An 18199-nucleotide genomic window follows, 5' to 3' on the forward strand; every position below is an offset into this window, starting at 1 on the left:
CTCCGCTTCCGCGCAACCCTAATCGGGGGTCCGTCCACGGCGGGACCAACCGTCCGGTGCAAGGGGGATGGCCATCGTCGGTGTCCGCGTCTCGGGGTGCGCGCAGGCCTGGTCACGGGGAAGGACGGTCGAGACGTTGCTGATCGAACGAGAAGCCCAGGTAGCTGAGCTCTGTGCGGCGTTCCGGAGCGACGATCCGCCGCTCGGATTCCTGGGGTTGATCACCGGGGGGATCGGGTGCGGCAAGACCGAGCTGCTGGAGGAGGTCGCCCGGCGCGCCCGGGACGCGGGCGTGCGGGTGATCAGCGCGACGTGCTCCGCGGTGGAGCAGTCGCTGCCGTACGCCATGATCGACCAGCTGTTCCGCGATCTGGCGCTGGCCGGCGAGTTACCGCTGATGCCGGCGTCGCTGCGCCCGGCCCGCGACGACACGGTGCCCGCTCCCGACCTGCTGCGCTTCTACCACGAGGTGCTGGCCGCGATCGAGGCCGACGGGCCGGTGCTGCTGGCCGTCGACGACATCCACCACGCCGACGAGGCGTCGCTGCACTGCCTCCTCTATCTCTACCGGCGCTTCCGGGGCTCACCCGTCACGGTGATCGTCACCCACGGCTCCCAGTTCGGCATCAACGACAACACCCCGCTCGGCGAGCTGGTCTTCGAGCCGCGCATCCACCGCGTCACCGTGGGGTCGCTCGGCCGGGCGGGCGTCGGCGAGCTGATCCGGTCGCACCGGGCCGGTGAGCGCCGCGACGTCGCCGAGGTCCTCGCGCTCACCGGCGGCAACCCGCTGCTGGCCAAGGCGCTGCTCCAGGACCCGTGCCCGGTCAAGGGCGCCAAGTCGGTCGGCGACTCGTTCCTGTTCGCGGCGGTCGCCTGCATCCATCGCAGCGGCACCGCGGGGCTGCGCACCGCGCGGGCCATGGCGGTGCTCGGCGGCAACGTGTCGGTCGAGCTGCTCAGCGGCCTCACCGGCCTGGAGCCGCGTGTCACGAGCCGGCTCATCCAGGCGCTCACCGACACCGGCATCGTGTCCGCCCGCGGCTTCCACCACCCGCAGGTCCGCGCCGCCGTCCTCGACGACCTGCCCTCCGACGAGGCCGCGCGGCTCCACCACCGGGCGGCCGTGCTGCTGCACGAGGAGGGCGCCCCCAACCTGGTCCTGGCCCAGCACGTGCTCGCCGCGGGCGGGCTCAGCGAGCCCTGGACCACCCAGGTGCTCATCGAGGCGGGCCACGAGGCGCTGCGGACCGACCAGGTCTCGATGGCCCTGAAGTGCCTGCGGGCCGCCGAGGAGCACACGGCGGACGAGCAGGAGCGGCTGGTCATCAACACCGAGCTGGCGACCTCCGCGTGGCGCGTCAAGCCGGAGGTCGCGGCGCGCAAGCTCAGCGCGCTCGCCGAGCCCATCGGCCAGGGCAGGCTGCCCGCCGGCCGGCTGCTGACCCTGGTGCCCCGGATGCTCTGGCACGGCCTGGAGCAGGAGGCCGTCGCCGCGCTGGAGTCCATCGGGGGCTCCGACCTCGCCGACCCCGCGCTGCGCTCGGCCCACGACGCGGCGCTGCTGTGGATCCGGGGCACCTACCCGGGCGCGGCGGACCGGATCGGCGGGCTGCCCGAACGCGGTCCGGCGCCGCCCCCGGCCGCACCGTCCGCCGCCGACCGTTCGGGGTACGGCGCGCTGTGGGCGCTGGCCGCCGTCGTCCGCGGGGACGAGGAGGAGGCGGCCGTCGCCACGGCCGAGCAGGTGCTCCAGCGGGTGCGCATCGGCGACGAGACGCTCGACATGCTGACCGCCGCCATCTCCGCGCTGCTGTACGCGGACCGGCTCGATCTCGCGGACTCCTGGTGCGAGCGCCTGGAGGCCGAGGCGGCCGAGCGCGAGGCGCCGACCTGGCGGGCGATGCTGTGCGCGCTGCGCGGCCTGGTGACGCTCCGCCGCGGCGACCTGCCCGCCGCGTCCCGGCTGTCCGAGGAGGCGCTGCAGCTGACCTCGCCGCTCGGCTGGGGCGTCGGCATCGGGCTGCCGCTCGCCACCGGGATCGACGCGGCCGTCAGCATGGGCGACCACCGGGGGGCGGAGAAGCTCGTCCTGCAGCCCGTCCCGGAGCATCTGTTCGAGACCCGGTTCGGCCTGCACTACCTGATCGGCCGGGGCCGGTACTACCTGGCGCAGGGGCATCTGCACGCGGCCCTCGCCGACTTCCTCAGCTGCGGTGAGCGGACCCGGTCCTGGGGGACCGACGCCCCGGGGCTGGTGACGTGGCGGGTCGCGGCGGCGGAGACCTGGCTGCGGATGAACCATCCGGAGCGGGCGGTCGAGCTCATCGAGGAGCAGCTCGCGGCGACCGGTCCCGGCCACTCCGGCGTGCGCGGCGCGGCGCTGCGGATCCAGGCGATGACCGAACCGGCCGGGCGGCGGCAGGAACTGCTCGCGGAGGCGCTGGAACTGCTGCAGGCGAGCGGCAACCGGTACGAGATGGCGCTGGTCCTCGCCGACCTGAGCACCCTGCACCGCGGCCTCGGCGACCCCGCGCGGGCCAGGATCTACGCCCGCCGCGCCTGGCGGATCGCCAAGGACTGCGGCGCCGCGGCGCTGTGCCGGTCGCTGTTCCCCTCGGCCAACGACCGCATGATCGCCTCGTCCGGCGGCGGCGACCAGGACCTGGCCGCGGTGATCGGCACGCTGACCGAGGCGGAGCGGCGGGTCGGCACGCTCGCGGCGCAGGGCCACTCCAACCGCGACATCGCCGAGCAGCTGTTCATCACGGTGAGCACCGTCGAGCAGCACCTGACCCGGGTCTACCGGAAGCTGGACGTCCGCCACCGCCAGGACCTGCCCTCCAGCCTGGCCTTCGCCGAACCGGACAGGAACACCGCCTGATGGGCGCGGCGCCCGGCCGGCTCCTCGCGGTCAGCGACCTGCACGCCGGGATGGCCGACAACCGGCCCATCGTGGAGTCCCTCCGGCCGGAGTCCGACGCGGACTGGCTCATCGTGGCGGGCGACGTGGCGGAGCTGAGCGACGACGTGGGCTGGGCGCTGCGGCTGCTGGCGGGCCGGTTCGCGCGGGTGATCTGGACGCCCGGGAACCACGAGCTGTGGACCCCGCGCGAGGACCCGGTCCGGCTGCGCGGCGAGGCCCGCTACCGGTTCCTGGTCGACCTGTGCCGGGACCTGGGCGTCACGACGCCCGAGGACCCGTTCCCGGTCTGGACGGGGCCCGGCGGGCCGGTCCAGATCGCGCCCGTCCTGACGCTGTACGACTACTCGTTCCGGCGGCCGCGGTCGATCGGCAAGAAGGAGTCGCTGCGGCTGGCCTACGAGGACGGGGTCGTCTGCACCGACGAGTTCCTCCTGCACCCCGACCCCTACCCGTCGATCGAGGACTGGTGCGCGGCGCGGGTCGCCGAGACCGAACGGCGGCTCGCGGCGCGGGACCCCGCCGTCCCGCTGGTGATCGCCGGGCACTGGCCGCTGCTGCCCGGCCCCACCGAGGCGCTGTGGCGGCCGCGGTTCGCCCAGTGGTGCGGCACGGAGCTGACCGCCCGCTGGCACGTCCGCTTCCGCCCGGAGGCCGTGGTGTACGGCCACCTCCACATCCCGCGCACGAGCTGGTACGACGGCGTGCGGTTCGAGGAGGTGTCGATCGGCTACCCGCGCGAGTGGCGGCGCCGCGGGCACCCCCTCGGGCTGCTGCGGCAGGTGCTGCCCGCCGCCGGGGCGAGGATCGCGTGAACGGGGGTCCCCGCACCGGGTCCGGCGCCCCGCGCGGCGCCGCCCTCGGGGGTCCGGACGCGGTTCCGGGGCCGGGCATAGGGGAGCTAAGGGGTGCGGTTCTGGGGGTCGGCGCAGCCCTCTGATTAGGGGTTTCGTGCGTGCGCCGCCGTCCCTGAGACTGCGATTCACGGTCGCTTCCCAAGACAGCTCTGACCGTTTCTCGGATCGGTGGACCCGGACCCGGCGGGAGTGGTGACGCACGTGCGCGGTGAACTGGTACGGCCGCTGGCTGAGCTCCTGTGCTCCCACGCGCGGAGCCGCGGCGGCAAGGTCGCCTACCGCGACCACCGGCGCTCGGTCACCTACGCCGAGCTCGAACGGACCACCGCGCGGCTGGCCGGGCACCTGGCGAGCCTCGGGGTGGAGCGCGCCGACCGGGTGGTCATCTGCCTCGGCAACAGCGTGGAGGTCCCGGAGAGCTACCTGGCCGTGCTGCGGGCCGCCGCGGTCGCGATCCCCGTCGACCCGCACGGCTCGCCGGACGAGCTGGCGCACATCCTGCGGGACAGCGGCGCCACCGCGGTCATCACGGACCGCCCCCGGGCCGGCCGGCTCGCGGAGGTGCTGGAGCGCCGCGGCGCGGCGGGGACCCCGCTGATCGTCGCCGGCGACCCCGCCGCGGAGCTCGACTACGCCGCCCTCGCCGCCGCCGAGCCGCCGGTCCCGGCCCGCGACGACCTCGGGCTGGACGACATCGCCTGGTCGCTCTACACCTCGGGCACCACCGGCGAGCCCAAGGGGGTGCTGGCGACCCAGCGCAACGCCCTCTGGTCGGTCGCGGCGTGCTACGCGCCGCAGCTCGGCCTCTCCGCGGACGAGCTGCTGCTGTGGCCCCTGCCGCTGTACCACAGCCTCGCGCACGTCCTGTGCGTGGTCGGGGTGACCGCCACCGGCGCCACGGCCCGCATCCTCCCCGGGTACTCGGCGGACGACGTGCTCAACGCGATCCGGGACGAGCCGTTCACCATGCTCGCGGGCGTGCCCGCCATGTACCACGAGCTGCTGGAGGCCGCGGCGGGCGGGCTGGACGCCCCGGCGCTCCGCTCCTGCCTCGTCACCGGCGCGGTGACCACCCCCGAGCTGCGGCGCGCGTTCGAAGAGACCTTCGGCATCGCCCTCCTCGACAGCTACGGCAGCACCGAGACCTCCGGCGCGATCACGATGACCTCGCCCGGCGGGGCGCCGCCCGGCAGCTGCGGCCTGCCGGTGCCGGGGCTCGCGGTCCGCCTGGTCGACCCCGAGACGCGGCGGGACGTCGTCGCGCCGGGCGCCGAGGGGGAGGTCTGGGTCAGCGGGCCCAACGTCATGGCCGGCTACCACGGCCGCCCGGACGCGACCGCCGAGGCGCTCCAGGACGGCTGGTACCGGACCGGCGACCTGGCCCGCCGGGACGAGCTCGGCTTCCTCACCATCACCGGCCGGCTCAAGGAACTGATCATCCGCGGCGGCGAGAACGTCCATCCCGGCGAGATCGAGCGGGTGCTGCTCGGCGCGCCGGGGGTGGCCGACGCGATCGTCGCCGGGCGGCCGGACGACCGGCTGGGCGAGGTCCCCGTCGCCTACGTCGTGCCCGCGCCCGGCGGCGGCCCGGACCCCCGGGCGCTGCTCGACCTGTGCCGCGAGCGGCTCGCCCCGCACAAGGTGCCCGCCGAGATCCGCGCCGTCGACGCGGTCCCCCGGACCGGCTCCGGCAAGCCGATGCGGCGCGCCGCGGCCGGGCTGGCGTCCACGCCGCTGATCTCCGACGCGGAGGCGCCGGCCGTCCCCGGCGACGCGCGGGACGCGGAGGACCTGCCCGAGGCGCGCGCGGAGCTGCTCGCCGGCCTGGTGCGGCTGCCCGCCTACGGCGACCGGCTGGCCGCCCTGTCGGATCTCGTGCGGACCGCCACCGCGGAGGTCAAGGGCCTGGCCGGTCCCGAGGCGGTCGACCCGGGGCGCGACTTCAGGTCGCTCGGCCTCGGCTCCAAGGCGGCGGTCCGGCTGCGCGGCCGGCTGGCCGCCGGCACCGGCCTGGACCTCCCGGTCACCATCGCCTTCGACCATCCCACGCCGGCCGAGCTCGCCGCGGAGCTGCTGTACCGGCTCACCGGCGAGCGCGACGAGGCGAAGGCGCGCGGGCGGCGCCGCCCGCGGACCTGGTCCGCCGAGCCGGTGGCGATCGTCGGGATGGCGTGCCGGTATCCCGGCGATGTCCGGTCGCCGGAAGACCTGTGGCGCCTGGTGGAGAGCTCGGCCGACGCGGTGGGGCCGTTCCCCGCCGACCGGGGCTGGGATCTCGACGCCCTGTACGACGACGACCCGGAGACGCCGGGCACCTCCTACGTGCGCGAGGGCGGGTTCCTGCACGACGCGGGCGACTTCGACGCGGAGTTCTTCGGCGTCTCCCCGCGCGAGGCGCTGGCGATGGACCCGCAGCAGCGGCTGCTGCTGGAGACCTCGTGGGAGGCGATCGAACGCGCCGGCGTCGACCCGGCCGCGCTGCGCGGTTCGCGGACCGGAGTGTTCGCCGGGGTCATGTTCCACGACTACGCCGCCGGCGCCGGGCGTCCGCCCGCGGAGCTGGAGGGCTACCTCGGCACCGGGAGCGCGGGGAGCGTGGCGTCCGGCCGGATCTCCTACGTGTTCGGGTTCGAGGGGCCGGCCGTGACGGTGGACACGGCGTGCTCGTCGTCGCTGGTGGCGCTGCACCTCGCGGCCCAGGCGCTGCGGTCCGGCGAGTGCGACCTGGCCCTCGCGGGCGGGGTGGCGGTCATGGCCACCCCCTCGGCGTTCGTGGAGTTCAGCAGGCAGCGCGGGCTGTCGCGTGACGGGCGGTGCCGGGCGTTCGCGGCGGCGGCGGACGGGACGGGCTGGTCCGAGGGCGCCGGCGTGCTGCTGCTGGAACGGCTCGGCGACGCCCGGCGGCTCGGCCACCGGGTGCTCGCGGTGGTCCGCGGCACCGCGGTGAACCAGGACGGCGCGAGCAACGGCCTCACCGCGCCGAGCGGCCCGGCGCAGCGCCGCGTCATCGGGCAGGCGCTGGAGCAGGCGGGGCTGACCGGGCGGGACGTCGACGCCGTCGAGGCGCACGGGACGGGCACCGCGCTGGGCGACCCGATCGAGGCGCAGGCGGTCATCGCCGCGTACGGGCAGGGCCGCGACCCCGCCCGCCCGCTCTACCTGGGGTCGCTGAAGTCGAACATCGGCCACGCGCAGGCCGCGGCCGGGGTCGGCGGCGTGATCAAGATGGTGGAGGCGATGCGCCGCGGCGTGCTGCCCGCGACGCTGCACATCGACGAGCCGTCGCCGCACGTGGACTGGTCGGCGGGCGCGGTCGAACTGCTCACCGCGGCGCGGCCGTGGCCGCCGGTGGACCGCCCGCGGCGGGCCGCCGTGTCGTCGTTCGGGGTCAGCGGGACGAACGCGCACGTGATCCTGGAGGGCGTTCCGGCCGAGGACGAGGCCCGCCCGGACGCCGCCGCGCCGCTCGTGCCGTGGCCGGTGTCCGGGAAGTCGGCGTCCGCCGTGGACGCGATGGCCGAGCGGGTCCGCGAGTTCGCGGCGGGGGCGCCGGACGTGCCGGGCGTGGACATCGGGATGACCCTGGCGTCGCGGACGGTGTTCGGGCACCGCGCCGTCCTGCTCGGGGAGCGGCGGATCGGCGGGACGGCCGGACCCGGCGAGCCGGCGGTCCTGTTCACCGGGCAGGGCAGCCAGCGCCCGGGGATGGGCCGCGAGCTGTACGAGACCTTCCCGGTGTTCGCCCGAGCCTTCGACGAGGTCGAAGACCTGACCGGTCTGCCGCTGCGGGAGTCGGTGTTCTCCGACAGCCCCGACGGCTTGTTGGATCAGACCGGTGTCGCGCAGGTGGCGATCTTCGCGGTCGAGGTGGCGTTGTGGCGGCTGGTGGAGTGGCTGGGCGTGCGTCCCGCCTACGTCAGCGGCCACTCGGTCGGCCAGATCGCGGCGGCGCACGCGGCCGGGGTGCTCTCCCTGGAGGACGCCTGCACGCTGGTCGCCGCGCGGGCGCGGCTGATGCAGGCGCTCCCGCACGGCGGGGCGATGCTGGCGGTGGAGCTGCCCGAGGACCGGGTCGTCCACGACCTGCCCGGGACCGTCGGCGTCGCGGCGGTGAACGGCCCCGCCGACGTCGTGGTCTCCGGACCGGATGCCGAGATCTCCGCGCTGGCCGCCCGGTGGCGCGCCGCGGGGGTCCGGGTGAAGCGGCTCGCGGTGAGCCACGCGTTCCACTCGCCGCTGATGGACCCGATGCTGGAGGAGTTCGGCCGGGTCGTGGCCGGCCTGTCCTTCCACGCGCCCACGATCGAGGGCCTGCCCGCCGAGGTGGCGGACCCGGCGTACTGGGTGGCGCACGTCCGCGAACCCGTGCGGTTCCTCGACACCGTCCGGGACCTCCGGTCCCGGGGCGCGAACCGGTGGCTGGAGCTCGGCCCCGACGGCGTGCTCACCGCGCTGGCCCAGCGGATCGTCGACGAGGACGGCCACGTGTTCGCCGCCGCGATGCGCGCCGGGCGCGCCGAGACGGAGGCCCTGCTCACCGCGCTGGCGACGCTGTGGACCGCCGGCACCACAGTGGACTGGCGCACGCTCCTCGCCGCCTGGGGCGGCCGCGTCACCCCCGCGCTGCCCACGTACCCGTTCCAGCGGCGCCGGTACTGGCTGCCGGCGGGCGGCGCGGCGCCGGACGGCTCCGCCGGCCACCCGCTGCTGGACACGGCGGCGGACCTGGCCGGGACCGGCGGGCACCTGCTGACCGGCCGGCTGTCGCTCGCGACCCACCCGTGGCTCGCCGACCACGTCGTCGACGGGCACTTGCTCCTCCCCGGCACCGCCTTCGTGGAGCTGGCCGTCCGGGCCGCCGACGCCGCCGGATGCTCCGCGGTCGAGGAGCTGACCGTGCACACCCCGCTGGTGATCCCGGAGTCCGGCGCGGTCAGCGTCCAGGTCGGCGTGACCGCTCCGGACGACGCGGGCCGCCGGTCGGTGACCGTGCACTCCCGGCCTGCCGCCGATGACGCCGCGCCCTGGACCCGGCACGCGACCGGCACGGTGGGCGATGCGATGGGAAACGCGGTGGGCGACGCGGACGGGCCGGACGCCGAGCCGCTGACGCAGTGGCCGCCGCCCTCGGCCGAACCCATCGACATCGGCGGGTTCGCCGAGGAGCGGGCCGCCGCCGGCCTCGCCTACGGGCCGCTCTTCCAGGGGCTGCGCGCGGCATGGCGGGCGGGCGACGCCGTGTACGCCGAGATCGCCTTCCCCGGTGATGAGGCCGAGGCGCGGCGGTACGGGCTGCACCCGGCGCTGCTGGACGCCGCCCTGCACCCGCTGCGGTTCCTGGACGCCGACGGCGCCGGCGGCCTCGCGCTGCCCTACGCCTGGACCGGGGTCCGGCTGCTCGCCTCCGGCGCCACCGCCTTGCGGGTGCGGCTGACCGGCGACGGCCCGGTCCGGCTCACCGTCGCGGACGACACCGGGCAGCCGGTCGCGGCCATCGGCGGCCTGACCCTCCGGCCGCTGGAGCCAGGCCGGCTCCGCGGCCCCGGCGACGGCGACCTGTTCGACGTTTCCTGGGAGCCGCTCCCGCTCGTCCCGGACGGGAGCCCCGCCCCGGAAGGGGGAGGCGCCGAGGTCGTCCGCTGCCCGGACGCGGCGGCGGCCGACCCGGCCGCCGCCGCGCGCACCGCCGTCGCCTGGGCGCTCGCCGAGATCCAGCGCGAACTCGCCGGGGACGCCGACCGGCCGCTCGCGATCGTCACCCGCGGGGCCGCGGCCGCCGCGCCCGGCGACGACGCCGACCCCGCCATGGCCGCCGTCCTCGGCCTGGCCCGGTCCGCGCAGTCGGAGAACCCCGGCCGGTTCGTCCTGGTCGACGTGGACGGCGACCCGGCCTCCGACGCCGCGGTCGGCGCCGCCGTCGCGGCGGCGCTGCGGGCGGGTGAGCCGCAGCTGGCGATCCGCGGCGGCGAGGCCCTCGTGCCGCGCCTGACCCGCACGGCCGCCGGCGGCCCGGCCCTCGTCCCGCCCGCGGACGGCGGCCCGTGGCGCCTGGAGGTGACGGGCGACGGGGCGCTGGAGGACAGGCTCGCGCTCGTCCCCGCGCCGCAGGCCGACCTGGAGCCGGGCCAGGTCAGGATCGGGATCCGGGCGGCGGGCGTGAACTTCCGCGACGCGCTGCACGCGCTCGGCATGTACCCGGGCGAGATCACCCTGGGCGGCGAGGGGGCCGGGGTCGTCCTCGAAACCGGTCCGGGGGTCACCGGCTTCGCGCCGGGCGACCGGGTGATGGGCCTCGTCGAAGGCGGGTTCGGGCCGGTGGCCGTGGCGGACGCCCGGATGCTCGCCCCGCTCCCGGACGGCTGGACGTTCGCGCAGGGCGCGTCCGTGCCGGTCGTCTTCCTCACCGCCTACTACGCCCTCACCGACCTGGCCGGGCTGCGCGCCGGCGAGCGGCTGCTCGTCCACGCGGCCGCCGGCGGCGTCGGGACGGCCGCCGTGCAGCTCGCCCGGCACCTCGGCGCGGAGGTGTACGCGACCGCGTCCACCGGCAAGCACGGCGCGGTCGCCGCGCTCGGCGTGCCGCCCGGCCGCGTCGCGGACTCCCGCACGCTCGGGTTCGCGGACCGGTTCCTCGACGCGACCGGCGGCGAGGGCGTCGACGTGGTGCTCAACGCGCTGGCGCACGAGCACACGGACGCCTCGCTGCGGCTGCTGCCGCGCGGCGGCCGCTTCGTCGAACTGGGGAAGACCGACGTCCGGGACCCGGCCGCGGTCGCGGCGAGGCACCCCGGCGTGCGGTACCGGGCGTTCGACCTCGCCGAGGCCGGCCCCGAGCGGATCGGCGCGATGCTCGGCGAGCTGCTCCGGCTGTTCCGCGACGGCGTCCTCGCGCCGCCGCCCGTCCGCGCCTGGGACGTGCGGAGCGCGCCGGAGGCGTTCCGGTTCGTGTCCGCCGGCCGGCACGTCGGGAAGGTCGTGCTCACCGTCCCCGCGGACCGCCCGTACGGCGCCGGCGCCGTCCTGGTCACCGGGGCGACCGGGGCGCTCGGCTCGCTGGTCGTCCGGCATCTCGCGGACGCCCACGGCGTCCGGGACTTCCTGCTGGTGTCCCGGCGCGGCCCGGACGCGCCGGGCGCGGCCGAACTGGCCGCCGAACTGGCCGGGCGGGGAGCGCGCGCCGAGTTCGCGGCGTGCGACGCCGGGGACCGCGCGGCCCTCGCGCGGCTGCTGGCCGGCCGCGCGCTGTCGGCCGTCGTGCACGTCGCCGGCGCGGTCGACGACGGCGTGATCACCGCGCAGACGCCGGACCGCTTCGACGCCGTCGCGCGCTCGAAGGCCGACGCCGCCTGGCACCTGCACGAGCTGACGGCCGGGACGGACCTGGCGGCGTTCGTGCTGTTCTCCTCCGCCGCCGGCGTGCTCGGCAACCCGGGGCAGGGCAACTACGCCGCCGCGAACGCGTTCCTCGACGCGCTGGCCCGGCGGCGCCGCGCGGCCGGCCTGCCCGCCACGTCGATCGCCTGGGGCCTGTGGGCGGCCGACAGCGCCATGACCCGGGACCTGGGCGCCGCCCACGCGCGCCGCACCGAACGGGACGCCATGGTCGCGCTGGACCCGGCGGCGGCGCTCCCGCTCATGGACGCCGCCGTCGCCGACCCGGCGCGCCCGGCGCCCGTCGCGGCCCGCTTCGACACCGCCGCGCCGTCCGCCGCCGCGCCCCCGCCGATGCTGGCCGCGCTCCACCGCGGGAGGACCGTGCGGCGGAGCGCGGCCGCCCACCCGGCCGGGGGCCTCGCCCGGACGCTCGCGGGCCTCGGCGACCCGGAACGCGACGAGCTGCTGCTGGACCTGATCCGGCGGCGGGTCATGGACGTCCTCGGGTTCACCGAACTGGACCCCGCGCGCCTGCGGAGCAGCACGTTCAAGGAACTCGGCTTCGACTCGCTCACCGCGATCGACTTCCGCAACGCGCTCGCCGCCGCGACCGGCCTGCGGCTGCCCGCGACCCTGGTGTTCGACTATCCCACCCCCGCGGGCCTCGCCCCCCGCCTGCGGGAACTGCTGTCGGAGGCCGCCGGCGACCCGCCGCGCGCGGCGCACGCCCCCGGTGCGCCGCACGCGCGGCCGCGGCCGGCCTCCGACGGCGACCCCATCGCGATCGTCGGGATGGCCTGCCGGTACCCGGGCGGCGTCCGGTCGCCGCGGGACCTGTGGGAGCTGGTCGCCGCCGGCGGCGACGCCGTCGCCGGGCTGCCGCTCGACCGGGGCTGGGACGAGGGGCTGTACGACCCCGATCCGGACCGGCTGGGACACAGCTACGCCCGCGAGGGCGGGTTCCTCCACGACGCCGCCGACTTCGACGCGGAGTTCTTCGGGATCTCGCCGCGTGAGGCGCTGGCGATGGACCCGCAGCAGCGGCTGCTGCTGGAGGTGTCGTGGGAGGCGATCGAGCGGGCGGGCATCGACCCGACCGCGCTCGGCGGCTCCCGGACCGGCGTGTTCACCGGCGTGATCAGCCACGACTACCACGACCTGCTGCGCGGCTCGCAGCTGACGGAGGGCTACCAGCTGGTCGGGACCGCGGGCAGTGTGGCGTCGGGTCGGGTGGCGTACGCGCTGGGTCTGGAGGGTCCGGCGGTGACGATGGACACGGCGTGTTCGTCGTCGTTGGTGGCGTTGCATCTGGCGGCTCAGGCGCTGCGGTCGGGTGAGTGTGATCTGGCGTTGGCCGGTGGGGTGACGGTGATGGCCACGCCGGGCACGTTCATCGAGTTCAGCCGTCAGCGTGGTCTGGCGCCGGATGGGCGGTGTAAGGCGTTTGCGGCGTCGGCGGATGGGACGGGCTGGTCCGAGGGTGTCGGGATGCTGCTGGTGGAGCGGCTGTCGGACGCCCGCCGGCACGGCCACCGGGTGCTGGCGGTGGTGGCCGGTTCGGCGGTCAACCAGGACGGTGCCAGCAACGGGTTGACGGCGCCGAACGGTCCGTCGCAGCAGCGGGTGATCCGGGCGGCGCTGGCGTCGGCGGGGCTGACCGAGCGGGACGTCGATGTGGTGGAGGCGCATGGGACGGGGACGCCGCTGGGCGACCCGATCGAGGCGCAGGCGCTGCTCGCGACGTATGGGCGGGGGCGTGATCGGGACAGGCCGCTGTTGTTGGGGTCGTTGAAGTCGAATATCGGTCATGCTCAGGCGGCGTCGGGTGTCGCGGGTGTGATCAAGATGGTGCAGGCCATGCGGCATGGCGTGGTTCCGGCGACGCTGCACGTGGACGAGCCGTCCCCGCATGTGGACTGGTCGGCGGGTGCGGTGGAGCTGGTGACCGAGCCGGTCGCCTGGCCGGATGCGGATCGGCCGCGGCGGGCGGGTGTGTCGTCGTTCGGGATCAGCGGCACCAACGCCCACGTCGTCCTGGAACAGCCGCAGGAGCAGGCGCCACCCCGCCCGGCGGATACAGCGGACGTGGTGCCGCTGGTGGTGTCCGGCAAGACCCCCGGCGCGGTCACCGAGGCGATCGCGGGCGTGCGGGCCTTCCTGTCTGCGGCGAAGGACGTGGCGGTGGCCGACGTCGGGGCGACGCTTGCCCGCCGGGCGGTGTTCCCCCACCGCGCGGTCCTGCTCGCCGACCAGGTCGTGGAAGGGAGCGCCAGCCAAGGTGAGCTGGCGGTGCTGTTCACCGGCCAGGGCAGCCAGTGGGCGGGCATGGGCCGGGAACTGCATGAGACCTTCCCGGTGTTCGCCGAAGCCTTCGACGAGGTGGAGGAGCTGACCGGCCTGCCGCTGCGGGACACGGTGTTCACCGACACCCCCGACGGCTCGCTGGACCAGACCGGCGTCGCCCAGGTCGCGATCTTCGCCATCGAGGTCGCCCTCTACCGGCTGGTCGAGTGGCTGGGCGTGCGTCCCGCCTACGTCAACGGCCACTCGGTCGGGCAGATCGCCGCAGCCCACGCCGCCGGAGTCCTGTCCCTGGAGGACGCTTGCACGCTGATCACCGCGCGGGCGCGGCTGATGCAGGCGCTCCCGGAGGGTGGGGCGATGCTGGCGGTCGAGCTTCCCGAAGAAGAGGTCACTGGGTCGCTGCCTAAGGGGGTGGCGATCGCGGCAGTGAACGGCCCGACCTCGGTCGTGGTCTCCGGCGACGCCGAGGCCGTGGAGCAACTGGCCGAGCAGTGGCGCGGCGACGGCGTGCGCGTGAAGGCCCTGACCGTCAGTCACGCGTTCCATTCGCCGCTGATGGACCCGATGCTGGAGGAGTTCGGCCAGGTCGTGGCCGGCCTGACCTTCCACGAGCCCGCCATCGCCGGGCTGCCCGCCCAGGTCACCGACCCCGCCTACTGGGTCGCGCACGTCCGCGAACCCGTCCGGTTCGCCGACATGGTCACCGGCCTGCACGCCCAGGGCGCCACCCGCTGGCTGGAACTGGGACCCGACGCCGTCCTGACCGCCCTCGCCCAGCAGATCACCGACGAGGACGGCCAGGTCTTCGCCCCCGCCATGCGCCGAGGCCGCCCCCAGACCGAAACCTTCCTGACCGCGCTCGCCACGCTCTGGACCAACGGCACCGACGTCCACTGGCCCACCCTGTTCACCGCCTGGAACGCCCAGCCCGACCCCGACGTCCCCACTTACCCCTTCCAGCGCGAACGGTTCTGGCCCGCGGAAGCCGAGGCCGCGCCCGCCGACCGGGCCGGCTGCTACACCGCGAGCTGGCGCAGCGTCCCCGACACTGCCGCGGCGCTCTCCGGCACCTGGCTGGTGGCGGTCGCCGATGGCGGTGACGACCGCGAGCGCGCATGGACGGAGCGGATCGTCCGGGCCATGACCGAGAACGGGGCGACCGTCCACGAACTGGTGGTCCCGGACGACGATGGGCCAGTCGCCCTGCCGGACACGGGCCGGTTGGCGGGCGTGCTGTCCCTCGCCGCGCTGCGCGACCGGGAGCAGCCGCCCGGAGGCGGAGTCCCGGCCGGGCTCGCCGCCAATCTGCGCCTCGCGCAGGCACTCCAGAACACGGACGCACCGCTGTGGTGCGCCACGTCTGAGGCCGTCGCCGTCACGGCGGCCGATCGGATCGGCTCGCCGCTCGCCGCGCAGACGTGGGGGCTGGGCCGGGTCGCCGCACTGGAACTGGGGAGCCGGTGGGGCGGCCTCGTCGACCTCCCCGCCGAGCCGGACGACCGGTCCTCGACCCGCCTGTGCGCGGCGCTGGCCGGTGCCGAGGACCAGGTGGCTGTCCGCGCCGCGGGCCTGTTCGCCAGGCGGATGGCGCGGGCCGCCGCGCCCGCGCCGCGGCCCTGGCGCCCGGCCCCGGGCACCGTCCTGATCACCGGCGGCACGGGCGGGCTCGGCGCACGGGTCGCCCGCGCGCTGGCCGCCGAGGGCGCGGAGCATCTGCTGCTGCTGTCGCGCCGCGGTGCCGACGCCCCCGGCGCTGCCGGGCTGGCGGGGGAACTCCGCGATCTCGGCGCCGAGGTGAGCTTGGTCGCCTGCGACGTCGCCGACCGGGAGGCGCTGGCGCGCGTCATCGACGAGATCCCCGCCGGCCGACCGCTCCGCACGGTCGTCCACCTCGCGGGGATCACCGACGACGGGGTGCTGGACAAGCTGACCCCGGAGCGCCTCGCGCGGGTGCTCGCCGCCAAGGCGGACGGCGCCCGCCACCTCGACGAGCTGACCAGGGAGCGCTGCGGCGAACTCGCGGACTTCGTCCTGTTCTCCTCCCTCGCGGGTTTCCTCGGCAATGCCGGGCAGGCCGGCTACGCCGCCGCCAACGCCTACCTGGACGCGCTCGCCGAGCGCCGCCGCGCCGACGGCCTCCCCGGCCTGTCGGTCGCGTGGGGGCCGTGGTCCGGGGCGGGCCTGGCCGGGGCCGGGGACGGTCACCGGCCGGCCGGCGGCCTGACCGCGCTGGACCCGGACGGCGCGCTCGACGCGCTCGGCGGGCTGCTCGGCGACGGCCGCCGCGGCACCGTGGCCGTGGCCGACGTGGACTGGCCGGCCTTCGCCCCCCACTTCACCGCGATCCGCCCGAGCCCGCTGCTGAGCGGGCTCGCCGACGGGCCGGTCGCGGCACCGGACGGACGGCCGGACGGCCCGTCCCTGGCGAAGCGCTTCGCGGAGGCGGCGGGCGCGCAGGACCGGCTCGACCTCGTCCGGGAGACCGTGTGGGCGGAGGCGGCGGCGGTGCTCGGCCACGCGTCCACCGACCGCGTCATCGGCGACCGTGGGTTCCAGGAGCTGGGCTTCGACTCGCTGGCCGCCGTGAACCTGCGGAACCGCCTCATCGTCCTCACCGGCCTGCGGCTCCCGGCCACCGTGCTCTTCGACCACCCGACACCGGAGGCCCTGGCCGAGCACGTCATGCGCGAGCTCTCCGGCGAGGACCCCGACACGGATTCCGCGGCGGCTCCCGCGGACGGCGCCCGGGACGTCGCGGACGACGAGATCGACGCCCTGGACCTCCAGGGCCTGCTGGAACTCGCGCGCAACACGGAAGGACTCGCTCGATGACGCCGAACGAGACGACGGGCGAGGCCGGCGGCCAGGTCGTCGGCGCCCTGCGGGACTCGCTCAAGGAGATCCAGCGCCTCCGCCGGCGCGTCGCCGAGCTGTCGGGGTCGTCCAGCGAGCCCATCGCCGTCATCGGCATCGGCTGCCGGTTCCCCGGCGGGGTGCGGTCCGGCGCGGACCTGTGGCGGCTGGCGGCCGGCGGCGGCGACGCGATCGGCGACTTCCCGGCCGACCGGGGATGGGACCTGCGCAGGCTCTCCGGCGATCCGGGCGACCTCGGCTCGTCGTCGGTGGCGGTCGGCGGGTTCATCGAGGACGCCGCCGACTTCGACTCCGACTTCTTCGGCATCTCCCGGCGCGAGGCGCTGGCGATGGACCCGCAGCAGCGGCTGCTGCTGGAGACGGCGTGGGAGGCGTTCGAGCACGCCGGCGTGCCGCCGACCGGCCTGCGCGGCCGCCCGGTCGGCGTCTTCATGGGGACGAACGGCCAGGACTACGGCGACCTGATCCACGGCGCCGAGCACCGGACCGCCGGATACTCGGGCACCGGCAGCGCGGGCAGCGTGCTGTCCGGCCGGCTGTCCTACGTGTACGGGTTCGAGGGCCCCTCGGTGACGGTGGACACGGCGTGCTCGTCGTCGCTGGTCGCCCTGCACCTGGCGTCCCGGGCGCTGCGCGACCGCGAGTGCGAGCTGGCGCTGGTCGGCGGCGCGACCGTGATGGCCACCCCGCGCGCCTTCGTCGACTTCAGCAGGCAGCGGGGCCTGGCGGCGGACGGGCGGTGCAAGGCGTTCGCGGCGTCCGCCGACGGCACGAACTGGGCCGAGGGCGCGGGGGTGCTGCTGGTCGAGCGGCTGTCGGACGCTCAGCGGCTCGGCCACCGGGTGCTCGCCGTCGTCCGCGGCTGCGCCGTCAACCAGGACGGCGCGAGCAGCGGGCTGACCGCGCCGAACGGCCCGTCGCAGCAGCGGGTGATCCGGGCGGCGCTCGCCTCGGCGGGGCTGACCGGCCGCGACGTCGACGTGGTGGAGGCGCACGGGACGGGCACCAGGCTCGGCGACCCGATCGAGGCGCAGGCGCTGCTCGCCACCTACGGCCGCGACCGCGGGGGCGCCGAGCCCGTGCTCCTCGGGTCGGTCAAGTCGAACATCGGCCACACGCAGGCGGCGGCCGGCCTCGCCGGCGTGATCAAGATGGTGGAGTCGCTGCGCCGCGGCGTCGTCCCGGCGACCCTGCACGTGGACGAGCCGTCGCCGCACGTGGACTGGTCGGCGGGCGCGGTCGAGCCGGTGACCGAGACCCGGCCGTGGCCGCGGGTGGACCGGCCGCGCCGGGCGGCGGTGTCCTCGTTCGGGTTCAGCGGCACCAACGCGCACGTGATCCTGGAGGAGGCCCCCCGCGAGGACGCGCCCGCCGCGCCCGCCGCGGACGACGACCGTCCGGCGCCGCCCCTGGTCTTCTCCGGCCGGTCCGCCGCCGCCGTGGACGCGCTGATCGAGGCGGTGCGGGACTACCGCGGCGCCCCGGCCGCCGACGTCGCGATGACGCTGGCGACGCGCGCCGCCCTCGACCACCGCGCGGTGCTCCTTGGGGACACCGTCGTGCGCGGCAGCGTGTCGTCCGGGCGGCTCGGACTGCTGTTCACGGGTCAGGGCAGTCAGCGTGTGGGGATGGGCCGGGAGCTGTATGAGACCTTCCCGGTGTTCGCCGCGGCGTTCGATGAGGTGGAGGAGCTGACGGGTCTGCCGCTGCGGGAGCTGGTGTTCACCGACACCCCGGACGGCTCGCTGGATCAGACCGGTGTCGCCCAGGTCGCGATTTTCGCGGTCGAGGTGGCGTTGTGGCGGTTGGTGGAGTGGCTGGGTGTGCGGCCGGATGCGGTGGCCGGGCATTCGGTGGGGTTGGTGGC

At 76.3% G+C, this 18199-nt stretch carries 4 protein-coding genes; all 4 read left to right on the top strand.

Translation table 11 applies throughout. The features are described from left to right. Positions 1 to 67 precede the first annotated feature (67 nt). Positions 68 to 2884 (top strand): ATP-binding protein, encoded by a 2817-nt coding sequence (locus ABTW95_RS17035; protein WP_396448207.1) that lies wholly within the window; start codon positions 68 to 70, stop codon positions 2882 to 2884. Continuing rightward, a complete protein-coding gene (locus tag ABTW95_RS17040; protein WP_396448208.1) occupies positions 2884 to 3738 on the top strand; it encodes a metallophosphoesterase family protein in 855 nt (284 codons plus the stop codon). The genes ABTW95_RS17035 and ABTW95_RS17040 overlap by 1 nt, the downstream gene beginning before the upstream one ends. A 243-nt stretch (positions 3739 to 3981) precedes the next feature. Then, on the top strand, positions 3982 to 16290 hold the full coding sequence (locus ABTW95_RS17045; RefSeq protein WP_500226728.1) for an SDR family NAD(P)-dependent oxidoreductase: 12309 nt from the start codon (positions 3982 to 3984) through the stop codon (positions 16288 to 16290). Beyond that, a partial coding sequence (locus ABTW95_RS17050; RefSeq protein WP_500226729.1) for a type I polyketide synthase occupies positions 16287 to 18199 on the top strand: 1913 nt, incomplete at its 3' end. The genes ABTW95_RS17045 and ABTW95_RS17050, both read left to right, overlap by 4 nt.

This window comes from Spirillospora sp. NPDC127506 (assembly GCF_040302145.1).
Taxonomy (GTDB): domain Bacteria; phylum Actinomycetota; class Actinomycetes; order Streptosporangiales; family Streptosporangiaceae; genus Spirillospora.

Coding starts and splice junctions, on each gene's coding strand:
- ABTW95_RS17035 (WP_396448207.1), top strand. CDS start 68: ATGGCCATCGTCGGTGTCCGCGTCTCGGGGTGCGCGCAGGCCTGGTCA.
- ABTW95_RS17040 (WP_396448208.1), top strand. CDS start 2,884: ATGGGCGCGGCGCCCGGCCGGCTCCTCGCGGTCAGCGACCTGCACGCC.